This is a genomic window from Thermomonas hydrothermalis (assembly GCF_900129205.1).
In the GTDB taxonomy this organism is placed as follows: Bacteria; Pseudomonadota; Gammaproteobacteria; order Xanthomonadales; family Xanthomonadaceae; genus Thermomonas; species Thermomonas hydrothermalis.
On the sequence record NZ_FQUK01000025.1, the window covers coordinates 1 to 18763 of the forward strand.

At 64.9% G+C, this 18763-nt stretch carries 16 protein-coding genes, 9 tRNA genes and 1 other RNA gene; 13 read left to right on the forward strand and 13 right to left on the reverse strand.

The genetic code is table 11. The features are described from left to right. Nucleotides 1–137: 137 nt before the first annotated feature. Nucleotides 138–230, forward strand: a tRNA-Ser gene (locus BUA29_RS07925). 24 nt (nucleotides 231–254) lie between these two features. After that, nucleotides 255–351, forward strand: an RNA gene (ffs, locus tag BUA29_RS07930) — signal recognition particle sRNA small type. Between the two features lie 53 nt (nucleotides 352–404). On the opposite strand, the gene BUA29_RS07935 is transcribed toward ffs, so the two are convergent. Then, complete coding sequence (locus BUA29_RS07935; protein WP_072756071.1) at nucleotides 405–1148, reverse strand: 3-deoxy-D-manno-octulosonic acid kinase; 744 nt, start codon at nucleotides 1146–1148, stop codon at nucleotides 405–407. Nucleotides 1149–1175: 27 nt separating this feature from the next. On the opposite strand from BUA29_RS07935, the gene BUA29_RS07940 reads away from it, so the two are divergent. After that, complete coding sequence (locus tag BUA29_RS07940; RefSeq protein ID WP_143148855.1) at nucleotides 1176–2222, forward strand: glycosyltransferase family 9 protein; 1047 nt, start codon at nucleotides 1176–1178, stop codon at nucleotides 2220–2222. A gap of 42 nt (nucleotides 2223–2264) precedes the next feature. Here the strand turns inward: BUA29_RS07940 and BUA29_RS07945 are convergent, their stop codons facing one another. Then, entirely contained in the window at nucleotides 2265–2672 is a 408-nt protein-coding gene (locus BUA29_RS07945; protein ID WP_072756072.1) for a DUF6165 family protein, read from the reverse strand. Nucleotides 2673–2848: 176 nt separating this feature from the next. On the opposite strand from BUA29_RS07945, the gene BUA29_RS07950 reads away from it, so the two are divergent. Continuing rightward, nucleotides 2849–2939, forward strand: a tRNA-Ser gene (locus BUA29_RS07950). 122 nt (nucleotides 2940–3061) lie between these two features. After that, nucleotides 3062–3766 (forward strand): PP2C family protein-serine/threonine phosphatase, encoded by a 705-nt coding sequence (locus BUA29_RS07955; RefSeq protein ID WP_072756073.1) that lies wholly within the window; start codon nucleotides 3062–3064, stop codon nucleotides 3764–3766. Nucleotides 3767–3775: 9 nt separating this feature from the next. Here the strand turns inward: BUA29_RS07955 and dnaQ are convergent, their stop codons facing one another. Genes dnaQ through BUA29_RS07970 form a run of 3 tightly spaced genes read right to left on the reverse strand, consistent with a single transcriptional unit; the run spans nucleotide 3776 to nucleotide 5636 of the window. Then, entirely contained in the window at nucleotides 3776–4501 is a 726-nt protein-coding gene (dnaQ, locus tag BUA29_RS07960) for a DNA polymerase III subunit epsilon (RefSeq protein ID WP_072756074.1), read from the reverse strand. Further along, a complete protein-coding gene (gene rnhA / locus BUA29_RS07965; RefSeq protein WP_072756075.1) occupies nucleotides 4501–4968 on the reverse strand; it encodes a ribonuclease HI in 468 nt (155 codons plus the stop codon). The genes dnaQ and rnhA overlap by 1 nt, the downstream gene beginning before the upstream one ends. Then, nucleotides 4965–5636, reverse strand: coding sequence for a class I SAM-dependent methyltransferase (locus tag BUA29_RS07970; RefSeq protein WP_143148854.1), 672 nt, complete (start codon nucleotides 5634–5636; stop codon nucleotides 4965–4967). The genes rnhA and BUA29_RS07970 overlap by 4 nt, the downstream gene beginning before the upstream one ends. 42 nt (nucleotides 5637–5678) lie before the next feature. Between BUA29_RS07970 and gloB the strand changes: the two genes are divergently transcribed. Together gloB and BUA29_RS07980 are read left to right on the forward strand one after the other, a co-directional pair. Then, nucleotides 5679–6440 (forward strand): hydroxyacylglutathione hydrolase, encoded by a 762-nt coding sequence (gene gloB, locus BUA29_RS07975; RefSeq protein ID WP_072756076.1) that lies wholly within the window; start codon nucleotides 5679–5681, stop codon nucleotides 6438–6440. A gap of 250 nt (nucleotides 6441–6690) precedes the next feature. Next, nucleotides 6691–7479, forward strand: coding sequence for an enoyl-ACP reductase FabI (locus tag BUA29_RS07980; RefSeq protein ID WP_072756101.1), 789 nt, complete (start codon nucleotides 6691–6693; stop codon nucleotides 7477–7479). Nucleotides 7480–7693: 214 nt separating this feature from the next. Here the strand turns inward: BUA29_RS07980 and BUA29_RS07985 are convergent, their stop codons facing one another. The 8 genes from BUA29_RS07985 to tig all read right to left on the reverse strand — a co-directional run bounded on the left by BUA29_RS07985 (nucleotide 7694) and on the right by tig (nucleotide 16937). Further along, on the reverse strand, nucleotides 7694–9667 hold the full coding sequence (locus BUA29_RS07985; protein ID WP_072756077.1) for a peptidyl-prolyl cis-trans isomerase: 1974 nt from the start codon (nucleotides 9665–9667) through the stop codon (nucleotides 7694–7696). A gap of 110 nt (nucleotides 9668–9777) precedes the next feature. Then, nucleotides 9778–9854 (reverse strand) — tRNA-Asp (locus BUA29_RS07990). 56 nt (nucleotides 9855–9910) lie between these two features. Next, nucleotides 9911–9985: transfer RNA gene (locus BUA29_RS07995), tRNA-Val, on the reverse strand. 104 nt (nucleotides 9986–10089) lie between these two features. Continuing rightward, nucleotides 10090–10362 (reverse strand): HU family DNA-binding protein, encoded by a 273-nt coding sequence (locus BUA29_RS08000; protein WP_072756078.1) that lies wholly within the window; start codon nucleotides 10360–10362, stop codon nucleotides 10090–10092. Between the two features lie 215 nt (nucleotides 10363–10577). Beyond that, a complete protein-coding gene (lon, locus tag BUA29_RS08005; protein ID WP_143148856.1) occupies nucleotides 10578–13013 on the reverse strand; it encodes an endopeptidase La in 2436 nt (811 codons plus the stop codon). Between the two features lie 252 nt (nucleotides 13014–13265). Beyond that, nucleotides 13266–14555, reverse strand: coding sequence for an ATP-dependent Clp protease ATP-binding subunit ClpX (gene clpX / locus BUA29_RS08010; RefSeq protein WP_072756080.1), 1290 nt, complete (start codon nucleotides 14553–14555; stop codon nucleotides 13266–13268). A gap of 240 nt (nucleotides 14556–14795) precedes the next feature. Further along, nucleotides 14796–15419 (reverse strand): ATP-dependent Clp endopeptidase proteolytic subunit ClpP, encoded by a 624-nt coding sequence (clpP, locus tag BUA29_RS08015; RefSeq protein WP_072756081.1) that lies wholly within the window; start codon nucleotides 15417–15419, stop codon nucleotides 14796–14798. A gap of 225 nt (nucleotides 15420–15644) precedes the next feature. After that, entirely contained in the window at nucleotides 15645–16937 is a 1293-nt protein-coding gene (gene tig, locus BUA29_RS08020) for a trigger factor (RefSeq protein WP_072756082.1), read from the reverse strand. Between the two features lie 323 nt (nucleotides 16938–17260). Between tig and BUA29_RS08025 the strand changes: the two genes are divergently transcribed. The 6 genes from BUA29_RS08025 to BUA29_RS08050 all read left to right on the forward strand — a co-directional run bounded on the left by BUA29_RS08025 (nucleotide 17261) and on the right by BUA29_RS08050 (nucleotide 18740). Continuing rightward, nucleotides 17261–17337 (forward strand) — tRNA-Pro (locus BUA29_RS08025). A gap of 34 nt (nucleotides 17338–17371) precedes the next feature. Then, nucleotides 17372–17448, forward strand: a tRNA-Arg gene (locus BUA29_RS08030). A gap of 22 nt (nucleotides 17449–17470) precedes the next feature. Next, a tRNA-His gene (locus BUA29_RS08035) sits at nucleotides 17471–17547 on the forward strand. 65 nt (nucleotides 17548–17612) lie between these two features. Next, nucleotides 17613–17688, forward strand: a tRNA-Lys gene (locus BUA29_RS08040). A gap of 123 nt (nucleotides 17689–17811) precedes the next feature. Beyond that, a tRNA-Leu gene (locus tag BUA29_RS08045) sits at nucleotides 17812–17898 on the forward strand. Nucleotides 17899–17972: 74 nt separating this feature from the next. Beyond that, nucleotides 17973–18740 carry a Bax inhibitor-1/YccA family protein gene (locus tag BUA29_RS08050; RefSeq protein WP_072756102.1) on the forward strand — a complete coding sequence of 256 codons (768 nt, stop codon included), beginning with the start codon at nucleotides 17973–17975 and terminating at the stop codon, nucleotides 18738–18740. Nucleotides 18741–18763: the final 23 nt, after the last annotated feature.

Below are 18763 nucleotides of genomic sequence, written 5' to 3' on the forward strand. Positions count from 1 at the left end.
CCGAGCGCCCCCACCACGCCCTCGGCCAGCGACCCCCGCTACACTTCCTGCTCCAGCACCAACCCGAGTGCCAAAGGTGGTGGACTCATACAGCGTGTTGTGGAATCCCCGCGGCGACCTTTACAATGTTGGCTTCCGGAGAGGTGTCCGAGTGGTTGAAGGAGCACGCCTGGAAAGTGTGTAGGCGGCTAAACCCCGCCTCGGGGGTTCGAATCCCCCTCTCTCCGCCAGTTTCTCCAAGCTCCATGGTGGCCCTGTCGGTCCCTCGCGACGCTAGGTCGAAAACCCCGCCAGGGCCGGAAGGCAGCAACGGTATCGACTGATGCGGGTGCCGAGGTCAACCGGCAGGGCCGCCGCCTTTTCGGGCCGGCCGCCCTGCAGCGGCGTGCGCACCGTGCGCTGAGTCAGAACCCGCGCTCCCAGGCCGCATTGTAAGCCGCCTGCAGCTGGCCGAACTCTGCGTCGACCTGCGCCTCACTCCGCGCCCCACGCAGCTTGCGCAAGGATCGGCGCAGACGCGCCAGATTGGCCTGCCGCCAGCCGGTTTCCGGGATGCGCAGGCGCGCACGATCGAAATCGATCAGCCAGCCACGCCCCTGACCGTCGAATAACAGGTTGTGGGCATTGAGATCGGCATGATCGAGTCCTGCCCGATGAAACCGCGCGATCAGCTCCCCGGCCTGCGCCCAGGGCGCCTCGCCGCGTGCGGCCAAGGCCGCCAGCGATTCCACGCCCTCCAGATGCTGCATCAGAATCGCGGCGCGGTAGTGCAGACCTTCGCGCCGGTACCACGCCGCAAACGGCAGCGGTACTGGCAGTTTTTTTGCACGCAACGCCCGCAGCACACGGAACTCGGCGAAGCTGCGCACCCGATGGATCCCCGCCCAGAGATGGCGATCGCGGTTGAACCGCGCCACCAGACCGCCGCGCAAGTAGTGCCGCAGAAACGCCTGCCCGTCACCGAAATCGATCCGCCAGGCACCGCCCCGCCCGCCTTCCGCGACTGGCCGCGCGGCATCGCCCCAGTAGGCGGGATCGAACCACTCCGGCTCCGGTTGCCGCACCAGGCTGCGGTCGAACAGAATGGCGCCGTATCCGCGCGCATCGCGGAACGGCGTCAGATGTTCGTTGGCGTCGAATCCTGTCATTTTTGCGAGTTTAGCAATCGCGTGCCCATATTCCGCCCCCCTGAATCGATTTGCCTGCTGCGACTGTCCGCGCTGGGCGACGTCACCCACGTCCTGCCGCTGGTGCACACCCTCAAAACCGGCCTGCCGAACGCGACGTTGACCTGGGTGATCGGCAAGGCGGAACGCCGCCTGCTGGACGGGCTGCCTGGCGTTCGCTTCGTGGAGTACGACAAATCCTCGGGGCTTGCGGGCATGCGCGCGCTGCGCCGGACACTGGCCACCCGCTTCGATGTCCTGCTGCAACTGCAGGTGTCGGCACGGGCCAATCTGCTGTCGGCGTTCATCCCGGCACGCCGCCGGATCGGCTACGACCGCGCTCGCAGCAAGGAAGGGCATGGGCTGTTCATCAACGAACGCATTCCCGACCGGCCGGGGCTGCACGTGCTGGATGTGATCGGCAGCTTCTGCGAACCGCTCGGCCTCAAGCGCCAGGACGTGGTCTGGAACCTGCCGGTGCCACCGGAAGCGCATGCCTGGGCGCGTGCACAGTGGCCAGATGACGGTCGCCGCACGCTGATGATCTCGCCCTGCTCCAGCCATCCTCTGCGCAACTGGCGCGCCGAACGCTACGCCGCTCTGGCCACCCACGCCCAGGCCCAAGGCTGGCGGGTGGTCCTGTGCGGCGGGCGCAGCACGCTCGAACGGGACACCGGCGACGCCATCCTGGCGGCGATGCCGGGCCGCGCCGAAGTGCTCGACCTGATCGGCAAGGACACGCTCAAGCAGCTGCCCGCCCTACTGGCCCGCGCCGACCTGCTGGTCACCCCGGATTCCGGGCCGATGCACATCGCCAACGCCATGGGCACCCGCGTGCTGGGCCTGCATGCCGCCACCAACCCGGCTCGCAGCGGGCCGTATTCGGATCGCCGGTTTTGCGTAGACCGCTATGACGATGCCGCCCGCAAGTATTGCGGCAAGCCTGCATCGGCATTGAAATGGGGCACCAAGATCGAGGTCGAAGGCGTCATGGACCTGATCACGGTCGAAGACGCCATTGCCGCGTTTGAACGCTTCCGCACCAGCGGCCTCTAAGGAATCTCCGCAGAATCCGGAGATTCCGCACGCCCACAGACCTCAGCCGCCCTGGCCGTTGCCGTAGTCCTGATACGACTTTTCCTCGACATAGGCCGAGCCCAGCGCCAGGTTGATCGCTTTCTTGATCCGGGCGCGGCTGTCGTTTTCGAAATACACGGCCCGCGCCAGCCGGATGAACTCGTCGTCGAACGCCTGAGCTTTTTCCTTCAGCCGGATGGCATCCTCGATCTCCCACAGCCGCTCATTGACCGCCTTGAGCTCGGCGCGCAACTCGGCGATATCCTGCCCGGAGGCCGGATGCGCCGCCCAGGTCGCCTCCAGGGCCGCCAGCTCGTTGCGGACATTGGCCAGCTTGGCCGGGTCGGTCATCCGCTCGGACTTGATCTGCAGGATGGCGATCTTGTCGAGCAGCTCGCCAAAAGAGACGGGAACGTGGATCTCGGACATCGGGCACAGGTCAGCAGTGATGGGGCGGGCAGTGTAGCGCCCCGCCGCCGCAAACGCTGCCTGCCTGCGCCGCGTCACACGTCCCTTCCAACCCCCACCCGAGTGCCAAAGGTGGTGGACTCATACATTGCCTTGCCCGCAGGCGATCCGGCCCGTATCATTTACACCCCACTTCCGGAGAGGTGGCAGAGTGGTTGAATGTACCTGACTCGAAATCAGGCGTAGGTGAATAGCCTACCGAGGGTTCGAATCCCTCCCTCTCCGCCAGTCACAAGACCCAACGCCTGCCCGGCGTTGGGTTTTTTCTTGCCGAAAAATCGCTTGCCAGCAGGCCGCCTGCGCCGCAGGATTCCGTTATCCTTCAGCAATCCCGGACGATAGCCGCGCGCATGATCGAATTCGGACACTTGACCCATGTGGGATTGCGGCGTGAGCTGAACGAGGACACCTATTACGGCGACAGCGAGCTGGGCCTGTGGCTGGTGGCCGACGGCATGGGCGGCCACCAGTACGGTGAAATCGCCAGCGCGCTGGCGCGTGAGGTGATCGTGCGCGAGATCCGCGCCGGCAGCTCTCTGACAGAGGCCATCCGCCGCGCCGATGAGGAAATCATCCGCTGTTCCCGGCAGCGCAATGACAGCCTGCCGATGGGCACCACCGTGGTGGCGGCGCGTCAGCTCGGCAACCGTTTCGAAGTGGCCTGGGTGGGTGACAGCCGGATCTACCTGTGGCGGGACGGGGCACTGACCCAGCTTTCGCACGACCACAGCTATGTGCAGGAGTTGATCGCCCAAGGCGCCATCAGTGCCGAGCAGGCCCGCACCCATCCGCACCGCAACGTCGTGACCCAGGCGCTGGGGGTCACCTCGCCGGAACAGCTCAATGTCGAAACCCTGAGCCTGGAGCTGCGTCCGGGCATGCAGCTGCTGCTTTGCAGTGACGGCCTGACCGAAGAAGTCGAGGACGCACACATCGCCCGGGTGCTGGCGCGTCAGGACCACAGCGCACAAGAGTGCGTGGATGGCCTGGTCGCGGCCGCGCTTGACGGCGGCGGCTCGGACAACATCACCGTCCTGCTGATCCGTCGCCACTGACCCGGCGAATCAGGTCTCGACCGTCTCCAGCGTCGTCCACAGACAGCGTCCGGCCTTTTTTTCCAGTGCCGCCAAGCGGGCGGCATGGGCCTCGGCCTCGTCCGGCAACACCTTGACGCGCGGGCGCACGGCATCGGCCACATCCGGCAGAACCGCCTCCAAGGCGGTAGCCCCCGGTGCTGTCGCTGCGTCCAGCACCTCGCCGAAACCGATCTCGCTTTGCCCGGCGGTCATGGCCAGATACACGTCGGCCAGGATCTGTGCGTCCAGCAATGCGCCGTGCAGCTGCCGCTGTGAGTTGTCCACGCCCAGCCGCTTGCACAGCGCGTCCAGCGAATTGCGTTGACCTGGGTAACGCTGGCGCGCCAGGGTCAGGGTGTCTTCGATGGTGCAACGGTCCTCGATCCGTCCCAGGCCCGGCAGACGGGCCAGCTCGGCATTGAGAAAGCCCAGATCGAAGGCAGCGTTGTGGATGATCAGCTCGGCGCCGTCGATGAAGGCGAGGAATTCCTCGGCAATCTCGGCAAACCGCGGCTTGTCGGCCAGAAACTCCAGCGTCAGCCCAGTCACCTCCTGCGCCCCCGGTTCGAACTCGCGCTCCGGGTTCAGGTAGCGATGAAACGTCCGCCCGGTGCGCCGCCGCTCTTGCAGCTCCACGCAACCGATCTCGACCACGCGATTGCCTTTCTGCCATTCCAGGCCGGTGGTTTCGGTATCCAGCACGATCTGCCGCATCAGCCTGTCTGCTCCATGGTGTGTCTGAACTTCATGGCCTGCGCGCGGGCCAGCGCATCCACGCGCTCATTGTCGGGATCCCCGGCATGGCCCTTGACCCAACGCCAGTCCACCACATGGCGGGCGGACGCCGCATGCAGGCGCTCCCACAGGTCGCGATTCTTGACCGGATCGCCACCGGCGGTTTTCCAGCCCCGCCGCAACCAGCCCGGCAACCACTCGGTGATGCCCTGGCGGACGTACTGCGAGTCGGTGGTCAGGATCACCTCGCAAGGCTCCTTCAACGCCTCCAGCGCCATGATGGCCGCCATCAGCTCCATCCGGTTATTGGTGGTCAAGGGCTCACCGCCAGACAGTTCGCGTTCGATGCCGCGCCAGCGCAACAGGGCGGCCCAGCCGCCGGGGCCGGGATTGCCCAGGCAGGCACCATCGGTATGCACGTCGACCTGCTTGCGCGCGGGATTCATGCCGAAGGACTCGCCTGCCAGCCCACGATCGCCCGCTGTGGCCGTACCGGTGTCAACGGACGCACACGTTTCTGGGCGCGCAGCAGATAGCCGGCGCGCAGGCCAGCCCCCTCCTGCTCGCCAGCCGCAGCCGTCACCGCCCAGACCGGCCCCAGCCCCTGGGAGATCGAATCCGGAGTCAGACCTGCCGCGCGCAACTGGCGGCGCCAACCGATGGGCTCGCGCGCACGCAAGCCGGAACCGCGCCAGCGCCAGCGGTAAGGCGAAAGCGGGTTGAGCGACAACAGCCACAGCCAGCCCCCGGGCGCCAGCACGCGAACACAGTCCTCCAGCAGTTCCGACGCCGGCACGGCGGGCAGATCCAGCACATGCTGCACCACCACCACGGCACACCCCTCGCTGACCAGCGGCAACGGCAAAGTACAGCGCAGCGTGCCATCGAACCCCGCCGTCTCCGGATGCAAACGCACCACGACACCCGGGTCCTCGGACGCAACAGGCGCGCTTGCCAGGGGGGCCAGCCACAGCGCCGACGGCCCGATCCGCTGCCGCAATGCGTCGGCCACACAAGCCGCCTCACTGGCCAGCAGCGCACGCCCGGCCGCCTCGGCAAACCAGTGGGTAGCCGCCATGGGGTCGGATTGACGCGGGATTCGGTGCGCAGGCATGGTGGGCATTCTCCGGGAAACCCCGCGTCCCGTCACGGCCCAATGCAGTTACACCCCCTTCCCGCCTTCACCGACAACTACATTTGGCTGCTGCGCGACGGCAATGGCCGTGCCCTGATCGTCGATCCGGGCGACAGCGCACCGGTGCTGGCCGCGCTGGCGGACGGCCCGCCACCATTGGCGATCCTGCTCACCCATCACCACAGTGACCATATTGGCGGCGTCGCCGATCTACTGGCGCACTGGCCGGCCCTGCCGGTGTACGGCCCGGATGATCCGCGCCTGCCTGCCACCCACCGCATCGGCGCGGGCGAGCGGCTCCGCATCGGCGACTGGCACTGGCAGGTGTTGGCCGTACCGGGGCACACCCGCAGCCACGTGGCGTATGTCGGCCAAGGCCTGCTGTTCTGCGGCGACACCCTGTTCAGTCTGGGCTGTGGGCGGCTGTTCGAAGGGACCGCCGAGCAGATGTACGCATCGCTGACCCGGCTGGCTGCCCTGCCGGACGATACGCAGGTGTGCTGCGCGCATGAATACACCGCCGCCAATGCCGCCTTTGCACTGACTGTCGATCCCGACAACCCGGCCCTGCACGCCCGCGCCACACAGGTGCGGCAGCTGCGTGCGCAAGGCCGCCCCACCCTTCCGGTCACACTGGCGCTGGAGCGCGCCAGCAATCCGTTCCTGCGCTGCCACATCCCGGCCCTGCACGCGGCCGCGGCACGCTGGGCTGGCGGCAAACCCGGCGATGCGGTGGACACCTTCGCCCGCCTGCGCGCCTGGAAAGACGGCTTTCGCGCGTAAGTTCCATACGGCGGCGCACACTGGTCGCGCCCGGACGCGCAAGGCACACTAGGGAAGGCCTGCACAACGCCATCCTGGCGGTGTCAGCCCACACCGAGCCCGGCGCATGTCCGGGCTCGACGCACACGCAGCAATCGCATGCGCTTGCTGTGTGGCCGGCCATCCGTGGCCAACCGGAATCTTCGAATCGTTCGGAGATTCGCTCGCGCAATCGTTCGACGCGCCCTACGCGCACCACCAAGGAGACACCATGGGATTTCTGCAAGGCAAGCGCGCGCTGGTGACCGGCATCGCCAGTCAGCGTTCAATCGCAACCGGCATCGCCGAGGCTTTCCATCGTGAAGGCGCGCAGCTGGCACTGACCTATCAGAACGAGAAGCTCAGATCACGGGTCGAGGATGCCGCCAAGACCTACGGCACCGATATCGTCCTGCCGCTGGACGTGGCCTCCGATGAACAGATCGACGCCTGCTTCGCCGAGCTGGGCCGGCGCTGGCCGGAGGGGTTCGACATCCTCGTGCACTGCATCGCCTATGCCCCGCGCGAGGCGATCGAGGGTGACTTCCTCAACGGCATCACCCGCGAGAACTTCCACATTGCCCAGGACATCAGCGCCTACTCGCTGGCCGCGCTGGGCAAAGCGGCGCGCCCGATGATGCAGGGCCGCAATGGCAGCATCCTGACCCTGTCCTACCTCGGCGCCGAACGCGCACTGGCCAACTACAACACCATGGGCGTGGCCAAAGCCTCGCTGGAAGCCATCGTGCGCTACATGGCGATGACCCTGGGGCCGGAAGGCATTCGCGTCAACGCCATTTCGGCCGGCCCGATCCGCACCCTGGCCGCCAGCGGCGTGGCCAACTTCCGCAAGATGCTCAGCCAGTTCGAAGCCGTCGCCCCGCTGCGCCGGGTGGTGACCATTGAGGACGTGGGCAATGCGGCCGCCTTCCTGTGCTCCGACCTGGCGGCCGGAATCACCGGCGAGATCACCTACGTGGATGCCGGCTACAACATCATGGGGATGAGCGGTATCGACTGATCCCTCTACTCCCGACGTCGCAACGCATCGCCCGGCCCATGGCCGGGCGATCTGCATTGCAGGCACGTTGGGGCATGGCCCAAGTCACGCCCTGATCCCATCAGAGCCGATACACCACGCAGATCGGCTCGGGAATCGCACAGCGGGTGTTTCGCTGACTTGCACCGAACCCGCCGCAGGCTGACACGTCCAGAGGGACGTGTTCAAACCGTGCTCAGAGACGGTCTTCGGCCACCGTGATGGTGTAGTGGCTGCGCACGGTCTTGATGAACGCCTCCTGCTCTTGCGCACCCAGCGCCATCGCAACCTGCCGACGCAACTGATCGCGTTCCTGCGCGGTGACCTGGGTGAGGTCGCCATCACGGGCGGCACGCACCGCAAACACCACCAGCTGGCCACCCGCGCGGGTCTTGCCCAGCACCGGAACATCCTTCTGCGGGCGCGGCACGTTGAAAAACGCATCCACCAGCGGTTGCGGCAGCACCGGCGCCGGGCTCCGGCGCGGCAGATCATCGAACTTGACCACCGCCAGCCCAGCCGCATTCGCCGCCGCGTCCAGCCCCTGACGACGGGCCGCCGCGAGCAGAGCCTCGGCGTTGGCATCGGCCGCTTTGCGCGCACGCTCAGCATGGATCGCCGCGATCACGGCCGACCGCACCTGGGCCAGCGGCAGCACCTGCTCAGGGGTATGCTCGATCACCCGGATCATCACCGTGCGCAGCGGCCCGAGCTCGATCGGATCACTGGCGGTACCGTCCTGGATCAGGCTGTCGGAAAACGCTGCCCGCAAGACTTTGGGATCGCTGGCGATCCCCGGTGCCCCGGCCCGACTGAACGCCGGCGTGGTCTGCACCTTTAGGCCCAAGGCCTGCGCTGCAGGCGCAAGCGAAGTTGGGTTCTTGTACACCGCATCGACCAGCTTGCTGGTCAACTCGTTGAACGCCTGCTCACGACCATTGTCCAGCGCCTGCTTCTCCAGCTCCTGGCGTACCTCCTCGAACGGGCGCTGCACGCCCGGCTGGATCTGGTTGAGCTTGATGATGTGCCAGCCGAACTCGGTCTTGACCGGGCCCCGCACCTCCCCCGGCTGCATCGCAAATGCCGCCTGCTCGAACGCCGCAGGCATGGCCCCCTTGCTGATCCAGCCAAGATCACCACCGGCCGCTTTGGAACCGGCATCGTCCGAGTTGGCCCGCGCCAGCGCCGCAAAATCGGCGCCAGGTGCACGCGCCTGGGCGGCAAGCCGGTTGGCACGCGCCGCGGCGGCCTGACGCTCGGCCTCACTGGCATTGGCCGGCAACTGCACCAGGATATGCGCCACTTCGCGCTTTTCCGGGCTGGAATACTTGGCGATCTGTTCCTGATAGCGCTTGCGCAGGCTGGCCTCGTCCACCGCTGGCGCGGGCAACGTACTGCCGTCCACTTCGACGTACTCAAGCCGCACTGTTTCCGGGCTGCGGTAGTCACCCTGATGCGCCTTGTACCAAGCCGCGATCTCGGCCTCGGAGACCGGCGCGGTATCCGCCGGCGGCGCCGGCAACGCAACGAAGGCCACATCACGATGCTCGCCCAACAGACGCATCAGCCGATCCAGTTCGCGATCAGTGACGAAGGCCGAGCGCCCGATGCGGGCCGGGATCAAGTTGGTGGCGAGTTCCTCGCGAATCTTTGCTTCGAACGCACGCGGCGTCAGCGGCGGGTTCTGCGCGGCCAGGATCATCTGGTAACGATCGGCGTTGAACCGACCATCGACCTGGAAGTCGGGGATTCTGGCAATGGTGTCGGCCACTTCGGCATCGCTGATGCGGATATCGTGACGCTGCGCGGTGAGCTGCATCAGCTTCTCGTCGATCAGCGCATCCAGCACCCGCCGCTTGTTCTCGACCGACTCGAAGGCTTTGGGGTCGAACGCATCGCCTTGCGCGTTGCGCAGATTGATACGTGCGTTCTCAAAGCGCTCCTTGAACGTCTGCGCGTCGATGTCCTCGATCTGCCACAGCAGCGTCACCGGCCAGACCCGCGGCGCCGACGGCCACCAGGACGGCGGCTGCGCGATGCGCGCTACATAGGTCTCCACGCGCTGTGACATGTACGACTCCACGCCAAAGAACGCGAAGGGGATCGTCACGATGGTGAGGATGGTGCCAGCGATCCAGCCGGAGGTCTTTTCGCGAAGTTTCTGCAGCATGGGCGAACCGGTAAAGAGACGTAGCCGACAAGTGTACCCGAGCTCCCGGGCCGACTTGCCAGCCGCACAAAAACAAAAGCCCCGCATCACTGCAGGGCTTTCGGAACAGATGGCGGAGTGGACGGGACTCGAACCCGCGACCTCCGGCGTGACAGGCCAGCATTCTAACCGACTGAACTACCACTCCGCTGAGAGCCCGCTAGTGTACAGACTTTTTTTGCGGGCGCAACACTTTTTTGCATCTGGTGGGCACTGAGGGGTTCGAACCCCCGACCCGCTCCTTGTAAGGGAGCCGCTCTACCACTGAGCTAAGTGCCCGAGGCCGGGCATTATGGCGGTCTGGCCGCGCAGATGAAACACCCAGACAGGAAAAACCCGGCACATGGCCGGGTTTTTCCGGTAGGACCTGGTGCCGGGAGCGATCAGTTAACCGCGTCCTTGAGCGCCTTGCCCGCCTTGAAGGTCGGGTTCTTGGAGGCCTTGATCTTGATGGTCTCGCCGGTACGCGGGTTGCGGCCGGTACGGGCACCGCGCTTGCGCACCGAGAAGGTGCCAAAGCCCACCAGCGTGACGGTGTCGCCCTTCTTCAGGGCCTTGGTGATGGCGGTGATCATCGCATCGACGGCACGACCAGCGTCGGCTTTGGTCAGTTCAGCGTGGTCGGCAACGGCTTCGATAAATTCGGCTTTGTTCATTTGCTTGTTGGCTCCGTAGCAGGAAGTGACGCGGAGAAGACGTTGGCCAGGGCGCAGGCGCTCCCCTGCCGGCGTCCCGGGTTCGCCGCGGCACCAAACCAGCCGCCGCGGTTGCCCACCTTATACCAGCGGGTTTTCTGACGTGCAATACGGAAAGCAAGCAATGACGCGGCTTTCAGGACATCGTCCTGAAAACCGCGACAGTGTGGGCAGTTTCAGTGGCGGATCGCGGACCGACCGCGCGACCGCGGACGCGCTGGCGCCGCCACGGCAGGCGTGCGCTTGCCACCGCGTCGGCCCTCGCCCTTGCGAGGCGGCAGCGGCCGTTCCAGCGCCAGGTCCAGCACCTCGTCGATCCACTTCACCGGCACGATCTTGAGATTCCGAGTGACGTTGGCAGGGATTTCGGCCAAGTCCTTGCGGTTCTCTTCCGGGATGATCACCGTGGTGATCCCACCCCGCAGGGCCGCCAGCAGCTTTTCCTTCAGACCACCGATCGCCGTGACCTTGCCACGCAGAGTGATCTCACCGGTCATCGCCACGTCATGCCGAACCGGAATCTTGGTCAACATGGACACCAGCGCGGTGGCCATGGCGATACCGGCACTGGGACCATCCTTGGGAGTGGCACCGTCCGGCACGTGGACGTGCACGTCATGTTTCTGCAGGAAGTCGAGCGGCAAGCCGAGCTGCTCGGTGCGCGCCCGCACCACACTCAAGGCTGCCGATGCCGATTCCTTCATCACATCACCCAACTGACCGGTCAGCAGCAATGCGCCCTTGCCCGGCACGAGCGTGGCCTCGATCTGCAGCAGATCTCCACCCACTTCGGTCCAGGCCAGACCGGTCACCAAGCCGACTTCGTTCTCGGCTTCGGCGCGGCCATAGTCGAAGCGCCGCACGCCCAGATACTTCTCGAGGTTGGCGCTGGTCACTTTCACCGGCTTGGGCTGGCCGCCCTTGACGGCAGTCGGGCCCTTGAGCGCGATGTCTTTGACCACCTTGCGGGCAATCTTGGCGATTTCCCGCTCCAGGTTGCGCACCCCTGATTCCCGCGTGTAGTAGCGGATGATGTCGACGATCGCCGACTCGGTGATGGTCAACTCACCCTCACGCAGGCCATTGGCCTTGAGCTGCTTGGGCAGCAGATAACGGGTCGCGATGTTGAGCTTCTCGTCCTCGGTGTAGCCGGGGATGCGGATGACCTCCATCCGGTCCAGCAGCGGGCCCGGGATGTTCAGGGAGTTGGCCGTGGCCACGAACATCACTTCCGACAGGTCGAGATCGACCTCCAGGTAATGATCGTTGAAGGCATGGTTCTGCTCGGGGTCGAGCACTTCCAGCAAAGCCGAAGACGGGTCACCACGGAAGTCCATCGACATCTTGTCGATTTCATCCAGCATGAACAGCGGGTTCTTGGTGCCAGCCTTGCTCAGGCTCTGCACGATGCGCCCCGGCATCGACCCCACGTAGGTGCGGCGATGGCCGCGGATCTCGGCCTCGTCCCGCACGCCACCCAGCGCCATGCGCACGAACTTGCGGTTGGTGGCCTTGGCGATGCTTTGCCCGAGCGAGGTCTTGCCCACACCCGGCGGCCCCACCAGGCACAGGATCGGGCCCTTCATCTTGGACACGCGCGACTGCACCGCCAGGTATTCGAGGATGCGCTCCTTGACCTTCTCCAGGCCGTAGTGATCGGCATCCAGCGTCGCTTGTGCGGCCTTGAGATCCTTGCGCACCCGGCTCCTGGTCGACCAGGGCACCCCGATCAACCAATCGAGATAGTTGCGCACCACACCCGCCTCGGCAGACATCGGCGACATCTGCTTGAGCTTGGCGAGTTCAGCGCGCGCCTTGGCCTCCACCGGCTTGGGCATGCCAGCCTTGGCGATTTTCTTGGACAGCTCCTCCAGATCGTTGGGCGCATCTTCCAGCTCGCCCAGCTCCTTCTGGATCGCTTTCATCTGTTCGTTGAGATAGTACTCGCGCTGGCTCTTCTCCATCTGCGACTTGACCCGGCCGCGGATGCGCTTCTCCATCTGCTGCACGTCGATCTCGCCATCGACGAGACCCACCAGCAGCTCCAGCCGGTCGGCCGTGTCCTTCAGCTCCAGCAGCTTCTGCTTGTCGGCCAGCCGCACGCCGAGGTGAGCCGCGATGGTATCGGCAAGACGATCGGGGTCGTCGATGCCTGCCAAGGTCTGCAGCAACTCCGGGGGCAGCTTGCGACTGGTCTTGATGTACTGCTCGAACAGCGACATCAGGGTGCGGACGATCGCCTCGAGCTCGCGCGGCTCGCGCGTCGTACCGGTTTCAATCGGATGCGCCTCTGCGAACAACGCGCCTTCGTGGGCGCGCACATGCTCGACCCGGGCGCGTGACAGACCCTCAACCAACACCTTGATGGTGCCGTCCGGCAGTTTCAGAAGTTGCAGAACCTGCGCCAAGGTGCCGACCTGGTGCAGGTCGGCGGCGCCAGGGTCATCCGTATCAGGGGTCTTCTGGGCGACCAGCAGGATGCGCCGATCCGCCTCGACCGCCAGCTCAAGCGCACGGATGGATTTCTCGCGCCCGACGAACAGCGGGATGACCATGTGAGGGAAAACCACCACGTCCCGCAATGGAAGTACGGGCAGGGTTTCGTTTTGCATTGCAATCGGGCCAGTGGGGGCGGCCATGGGACAACTCCGTTTAACGTCGACAAGGGATGTCGTGCCCTGTTTTATGGGGGCAACTCGCACCGGATGCAAGCACAGCCGACACGCCAGCGCGCCCCGCACCCAACCAAGTGGAAAAAACTTTTACAATCAGCAAGTTAGCAGCACACCTACCGCACAACGCCGGCGCAAAACGACGGAAGCCGCCCGTAGGCGGCTTCCTGAGAACATCGAGCGCAGGCCACCTCACTCGGCGGAGGCGGCCTTGGGCGAAGCGGACACGTTCCGGTAGATCAGGTAGGGCTCGGACTTGTGCTCGACCACGGACTCGTCCACCACCACCTTGCTGACGTTCTGCAGCGAGGGCAGTTCGTACATGGTGTCCAGCAGCACTTCCTCGACGATGGTACGCAGCCCGCGGGCACCCGTCTTGCGCTTGAGCGCCTTGCGGGCAATCGCGGTGAGCGCATCGGGGCGGAACTCGAGCTCCACACCCTCCATCTCGAACAGCTTCTTGAACTGCTTGGTGATGGCGTTCTTGGGCTCGGTCAGGATCTTGACCAGCGCTTCCTCGTCCAGCTCCTCCAGCGTCGCCACCACCGGCAGGCGGCCGACGAACTCCGGAATCAGTCCGTACTTGATGAGGTCTTCCGGCTCAACCCGGGCCAGCACCTGGCCCACATCGGCCTTGCGCTGGCTGCTCTTGACCTTGGCACCAAAACCGATACCGCCGGCCTCGCTGGAACGCTGCTGGATCACCTTGTCCAGGCCGGCAAAGGCGCCGCCGCAGATGAACAGGATGTTGCGGGTATCGACCTGCAGGAACTCCTGCTGCGGATGCTTGCGGCCACCCTGCGGGGGCACGCTGGCGATGGTGCCTTCGATCAGCTTGAGCAGCGCCTGCTGCACGCCCTCGCCCGAGACATCGCGAGTGATCGAGGGGTTTTCGCTCTTGCGGCTGATCTTGTCAATCTCGTCGATGTAGACGATGCCCTGCTGCGCCTTCTCGACATCGTAGTCGCACTTCTGCAGCAGCTTCTGGATGATGTTCTCCACGTCCTCGCCGACATAGCCGGCTTCGGTGAGGGTGGTGGCATCGGCCATGGTGAACGGCACATTGAGCATGCGCGCCAGCGTCTCCGCCAGCAGCGTCTTGCCGGAACCGGTCGGGCCGATCAGCAGGATGTTGGACTTGGCCAGCTCGACATCGTCCGAACGCTGCCGGCTCTCGATGCGCTTGTAGTGGTTGTACACCGCCACCGCCAGCGTCTTCTTGGCGCGCTGCTGGCCGATCACGTACTGATCCAGCACATCGACGATCTCGCGCGGCTTGGGCAGCGCGCTGCGGTTGCTCTGCGCCTTCTCCTCCAGCTCCTCGCGAATGATGTCGTTGCACAGCTCCACGCATTCATCGCAGATGAACACGCTGGGGCCGGCAATCAGCTTGCGCACCTCATGCTGGCTCTTGCCACAGAAAGAGCAGTAGAGGATTTTTCCGCTGTCGCTGGGATGGCGTCCGTGACGGTCTTCGCTCATTCTTCACTCACTCACCGCACAGCTGCGGTTTTCAGCCCGAGAATACCACAGCGCCTCCGCCGGGCCAGGCGGACGTCGCCAGACGGGGGCGCCGCGCCACCCCGCAATCGTGATAACGGCCGCAACCGGCCTGACTCAAGTCACACCAGATGCCCGCGCCCCTGATCCAATCAGAGACCGGCACGGCCGATGCAAGCCCACCTACGAAAACAATCGCGTAAGCGATTGATTTCACAAGCATCAGGACGCCTGGATCGACTCTTCCGGCCGACGTACCAGCACTTCGTCGATCAGACCGTACTCGCGTGCCGCCTCGGCGCTCTTGAAGTTGTCGCGGTCGGTATCGCGGGCGATCGTTTCGATCGGCTGGCCGGTATGGCGCGCCAGGATCTCGTTGAGACGCTCGCGCATCGCCAGGATTTCACGCGCCTGGATGTCGATATCGGTCGCCTGCCCCTGGGCGCCGCCCAGCGGCTGATGGATCATCACCCGCGAGTTGGGCAACGCATAGCGCTTGCCCTTGGCACCCGCCGCCAGCAACACCGCGCCCATGCTGCACGCCTGGCCGACGCAGATGGTGCTGACGTCCGGCTTGATGTATTGCATGGTGTCGTAAATGGCCATCCCCGCCGTGACGATGCCGCCGGGCGAGTTGATGTACAGGCTGATGTCCTTTTCCGGGTTCTCGGCTTCCAGAAACAGCATCTGGGCGACCACGACATTGGCCACGTGATCGTCGATCCCGCCGACCAGAAAGATCACCCGCTCTTTCAGCAGACGCGAGTAGATGTCGTATGCACGCTCACCACGACTGGTCTGCTCGACCACCATCGGTACCAGATTGAGATTCTTGATCGGATCCATGGAGGTCCTCATGTCCTGAAGGTGAGCCGCCCCACGCCAACCGCAGGACGGTACTCGGCACATTGTCGCGTATGACCGCTGATCACGTCAGAGGTTCCGCCGACCCGTGATGGTCGGCCTGCGAAAACAAGCGCGTAAGCGGTTGTTTTCGTAACGCCGGGCCCAGTCTTGGGCCGGACCCGGCTTGGCCTGACACGTCCAAGCCGGACGTGTTCAGGCCCTCCCTTACTGGCTGATGGCTTCCTGGAAGCTGAGCGCCTGCTCGGTATGCTGCGCGCGCTCGGCGATCCAGTCGATCACCTGCTCTTCCATCACACGGGCTTGCAGACCCTGCATCAATTGGGGATCGTTGCGGTACAACGCAATGACCTGCTCCGGCTGTTCATAGGTGGAGGCGATCAGGCGCAAGGTTTCGTTCAGCCTGGCCGGATCCAGCCGCAGTTCGTTGCGACGTGCGATCTCGCCCACCAGCAACCCCACCAGCACGCGCTTGCGGGCGGCCTCGCGGAAGGCCTCCGGGCCGGCCTGCAGGGTCTGACCACGACGACGCGCATCCTCCGCCGCCGACGCCATCAGTGCCTGGGTTTCGCTCTCGACCAGGCGCGGCGGAAGCTCGACGTCCTTGTAGGCCGCCACCAGCTTTTCGCCCACCTCGCGGCGCAGACGGTTCATCAACGCACCCTTCAGCTCACGCTCGAGGTTGGCGCGGATTTCAGCCTTGAACTGATCCAGGTCGCCGCTCTTGACGCCAAAGCTGCGGATGAACGCCGCGTCCACCTCCGGCAGAACCTGCTCCGCCACGCTCACCAGCTTGAACGAGGACGTCACGGTCTTACCGGCAAACTGGGCCACCGGCCAATCCGCCGGAAGGGTGACATCCTGGGTTTTTTCCTCGCCCGGCTGCATGCCGACGATGGCCGACTCAACCTCGGGATAGAGCGCCGCCGAACCCAGCACGGTGCTGCTCTTCTCCACGCCTTCGGCCGGCATACGCACGCCATCGACGGTGCTGACGATCTCCAGGTTGACCAGATCACCCGGCTTGGCGGCGCGCTCGACCGGACGCCAGGTGGCCCGCTGCAAGCGCAGGTTTTCCAGCATCCGCTCGACGTCAGCATCGGTGACCTCGGCGGTGTGGCGCACCACCTCCAGCTTGCTCATGTCCAGCTCGCCGAAATCCGGCACCAGCTCGACCGAGGCCACATACTTGAGTTCACCCTCGGCGGCATCTTCGCCCGGGGTCACCTGCGGCAGACCGGCCACCCGCAGCTCGTGCTCACGCACGGCCTGCTCCAGCCCCTGACGCAGCATCGCATCGACAATTTCGGCACGGACCTGACCGCCATAGCGCTGCTCGACCACCTTGGTCGGCACCTTACCGGGGCGGAACCCCTTGATGCGGACGTTCTGCGCGATCTCGCGCAGGCGGCTGCTGACCTGACTCTCGACGTCGCCAGCAGGCAGGCTGAGGATGACACGACGCTCAAGGTTGCCAGTGGATTCGACCGAGACTTGCATGATGCGATGGCTCCTGAACGGGTTCGGATGAACCCGGATTGCGTTGGACTAAAGACGAACGGGCAGCCCCGACAGGGGCCGCACGGAACGGGCAAGTTTCGCCGATTTCCCGGACAACTTCCAGCACCTGTATGCACCCATCCCCTCTTGCCACCCCTTCCTGTTAGTGCAACGCTAGCCAAAAGCGGCGATGGGCGCGCACGAAGCGTTGACAGATGCGCGCCGGCAGTCGAGAATGCGCAGCCTTTCGTTGCGCTGGCGCGTCGCGAAAGACAGGTGACCGCAGCAGTCGGGCGGCCGCTGGAGTGATAGGTTTCTGCGGGCGGGGTATAGCGCAGTCTGGTAGCGCGCCTGCTTTGGGAGCAGGATGTCGGGGGTTCGAATCCCTCTACCCCGACCATTCCAGTCGCCGCCGACGTAGCATTCCGGACCGGGCGCCCGTAGCTCAACCGGATAGAGCACCGGCCTTCTAAGCCGGTGGTTGCAGGTTCGATTCCTGCCGGGCGCGCCAGACAATGGATAGCCGTTTTGTGGTGGCTGTAGCTCAGTTGGTTAGAGTCCTGGATTGTGATTCCAGTTGTCGTGGGTTCGAGTCCCATCAGCCACCCCACCTTCACCAACGGCAGCGGTCAGGGGCTTGCAGCCTGACAGTTGCCTGCTACAATGTGCGTCTCCGGGCCGTTAGCTCAGCTGGTAGAGCAGTTGACTCTTAATCAATTGGTCCAAGGTTCGAATCCTTGACGGCCCACCAATGTTCCCAAAACGCCCGGCGCATGCCGGGCGTTTTGCTATGCATCTTTCCACCGGAGTGGCACCTTCGTTGGTTCGCCGTGCGGCGCGTGAGGGCGCAGGTCCGGGCTACAATGACAACAGCGCGAAAGTGGCGGAATTGGTAGACGCCCTGGATTTAGGTTCCAGTGAGGGAGACCTCGTGCGGGTTCGAGTCCCGCCTTTCGCACCATTCATCAATGCCCACCACGCAACGCGCTATCCTCGCCAGGTACGGCCAAGGCCGGATTTCGGAGGATGACCATCATGCGTAGCGGCAATCCCGTCCTTTCGGACAACACCTTCCTCGACCTCGGCAGCGGCACCGTGGTGCAGCGCGCGGATAGCGCGATGACACTCAATGGAACGGTCAACAAGACCGCCATGTTGCTGGTGCTGGCGCTGGCCGGCGCTCTGTTTAGCTGGTCGCGCTTCGACGCTGCCATGACCACCGGGACTCCCGGGGCGATCATGCCGCTGGTCTGGATCGGCGTGCTTGGCGGCTTCGTGGTTGCGCTGGTCACGATCTTCAAAAAGGAATGGTCGCCGTTCACCGCACCGGCCTACGCGGTGCTGGAAGGCCTGTTCCTCGGTGCGGTGTCGGCGATGTTCGAACTGCGTTTCCCCGGCATCGTGATGCAGGCTGTGGGCCTGACCTTCGCGACCCTGGCGGCCCTGCTGCTGGCCTACCGCAGTGGGTTGGTCAAGGCCACCGAGAACTTCAAGCTGGGCGTAGTGGCAGCCACCGGCGGCATTGCCCTGCTCTACCTCGTCAACATGGGCATGCGCCTGCTCGGCTTCGAGGGCATGGGCTTCATCCACGAGTCCAGCACGATCGGCATCCTCTTTAGCGTGGGCGTGGTCATCGTCGCCGCGCTGAACCTGGTGCTGGACTTCGATTTCATCGAGCAGGGTGTGGACCAGGGCGCACCCAAGTACATGGAGTGGTACGCCGCATTCGGCCTGCTGGTCACTCTGGTGTGGTTGTACCTGGAGATACTGCGGCTGCTGTCGAAGCTGCAGTCACGCAACTGAACTGATGCACCAGCAAAAAGGGC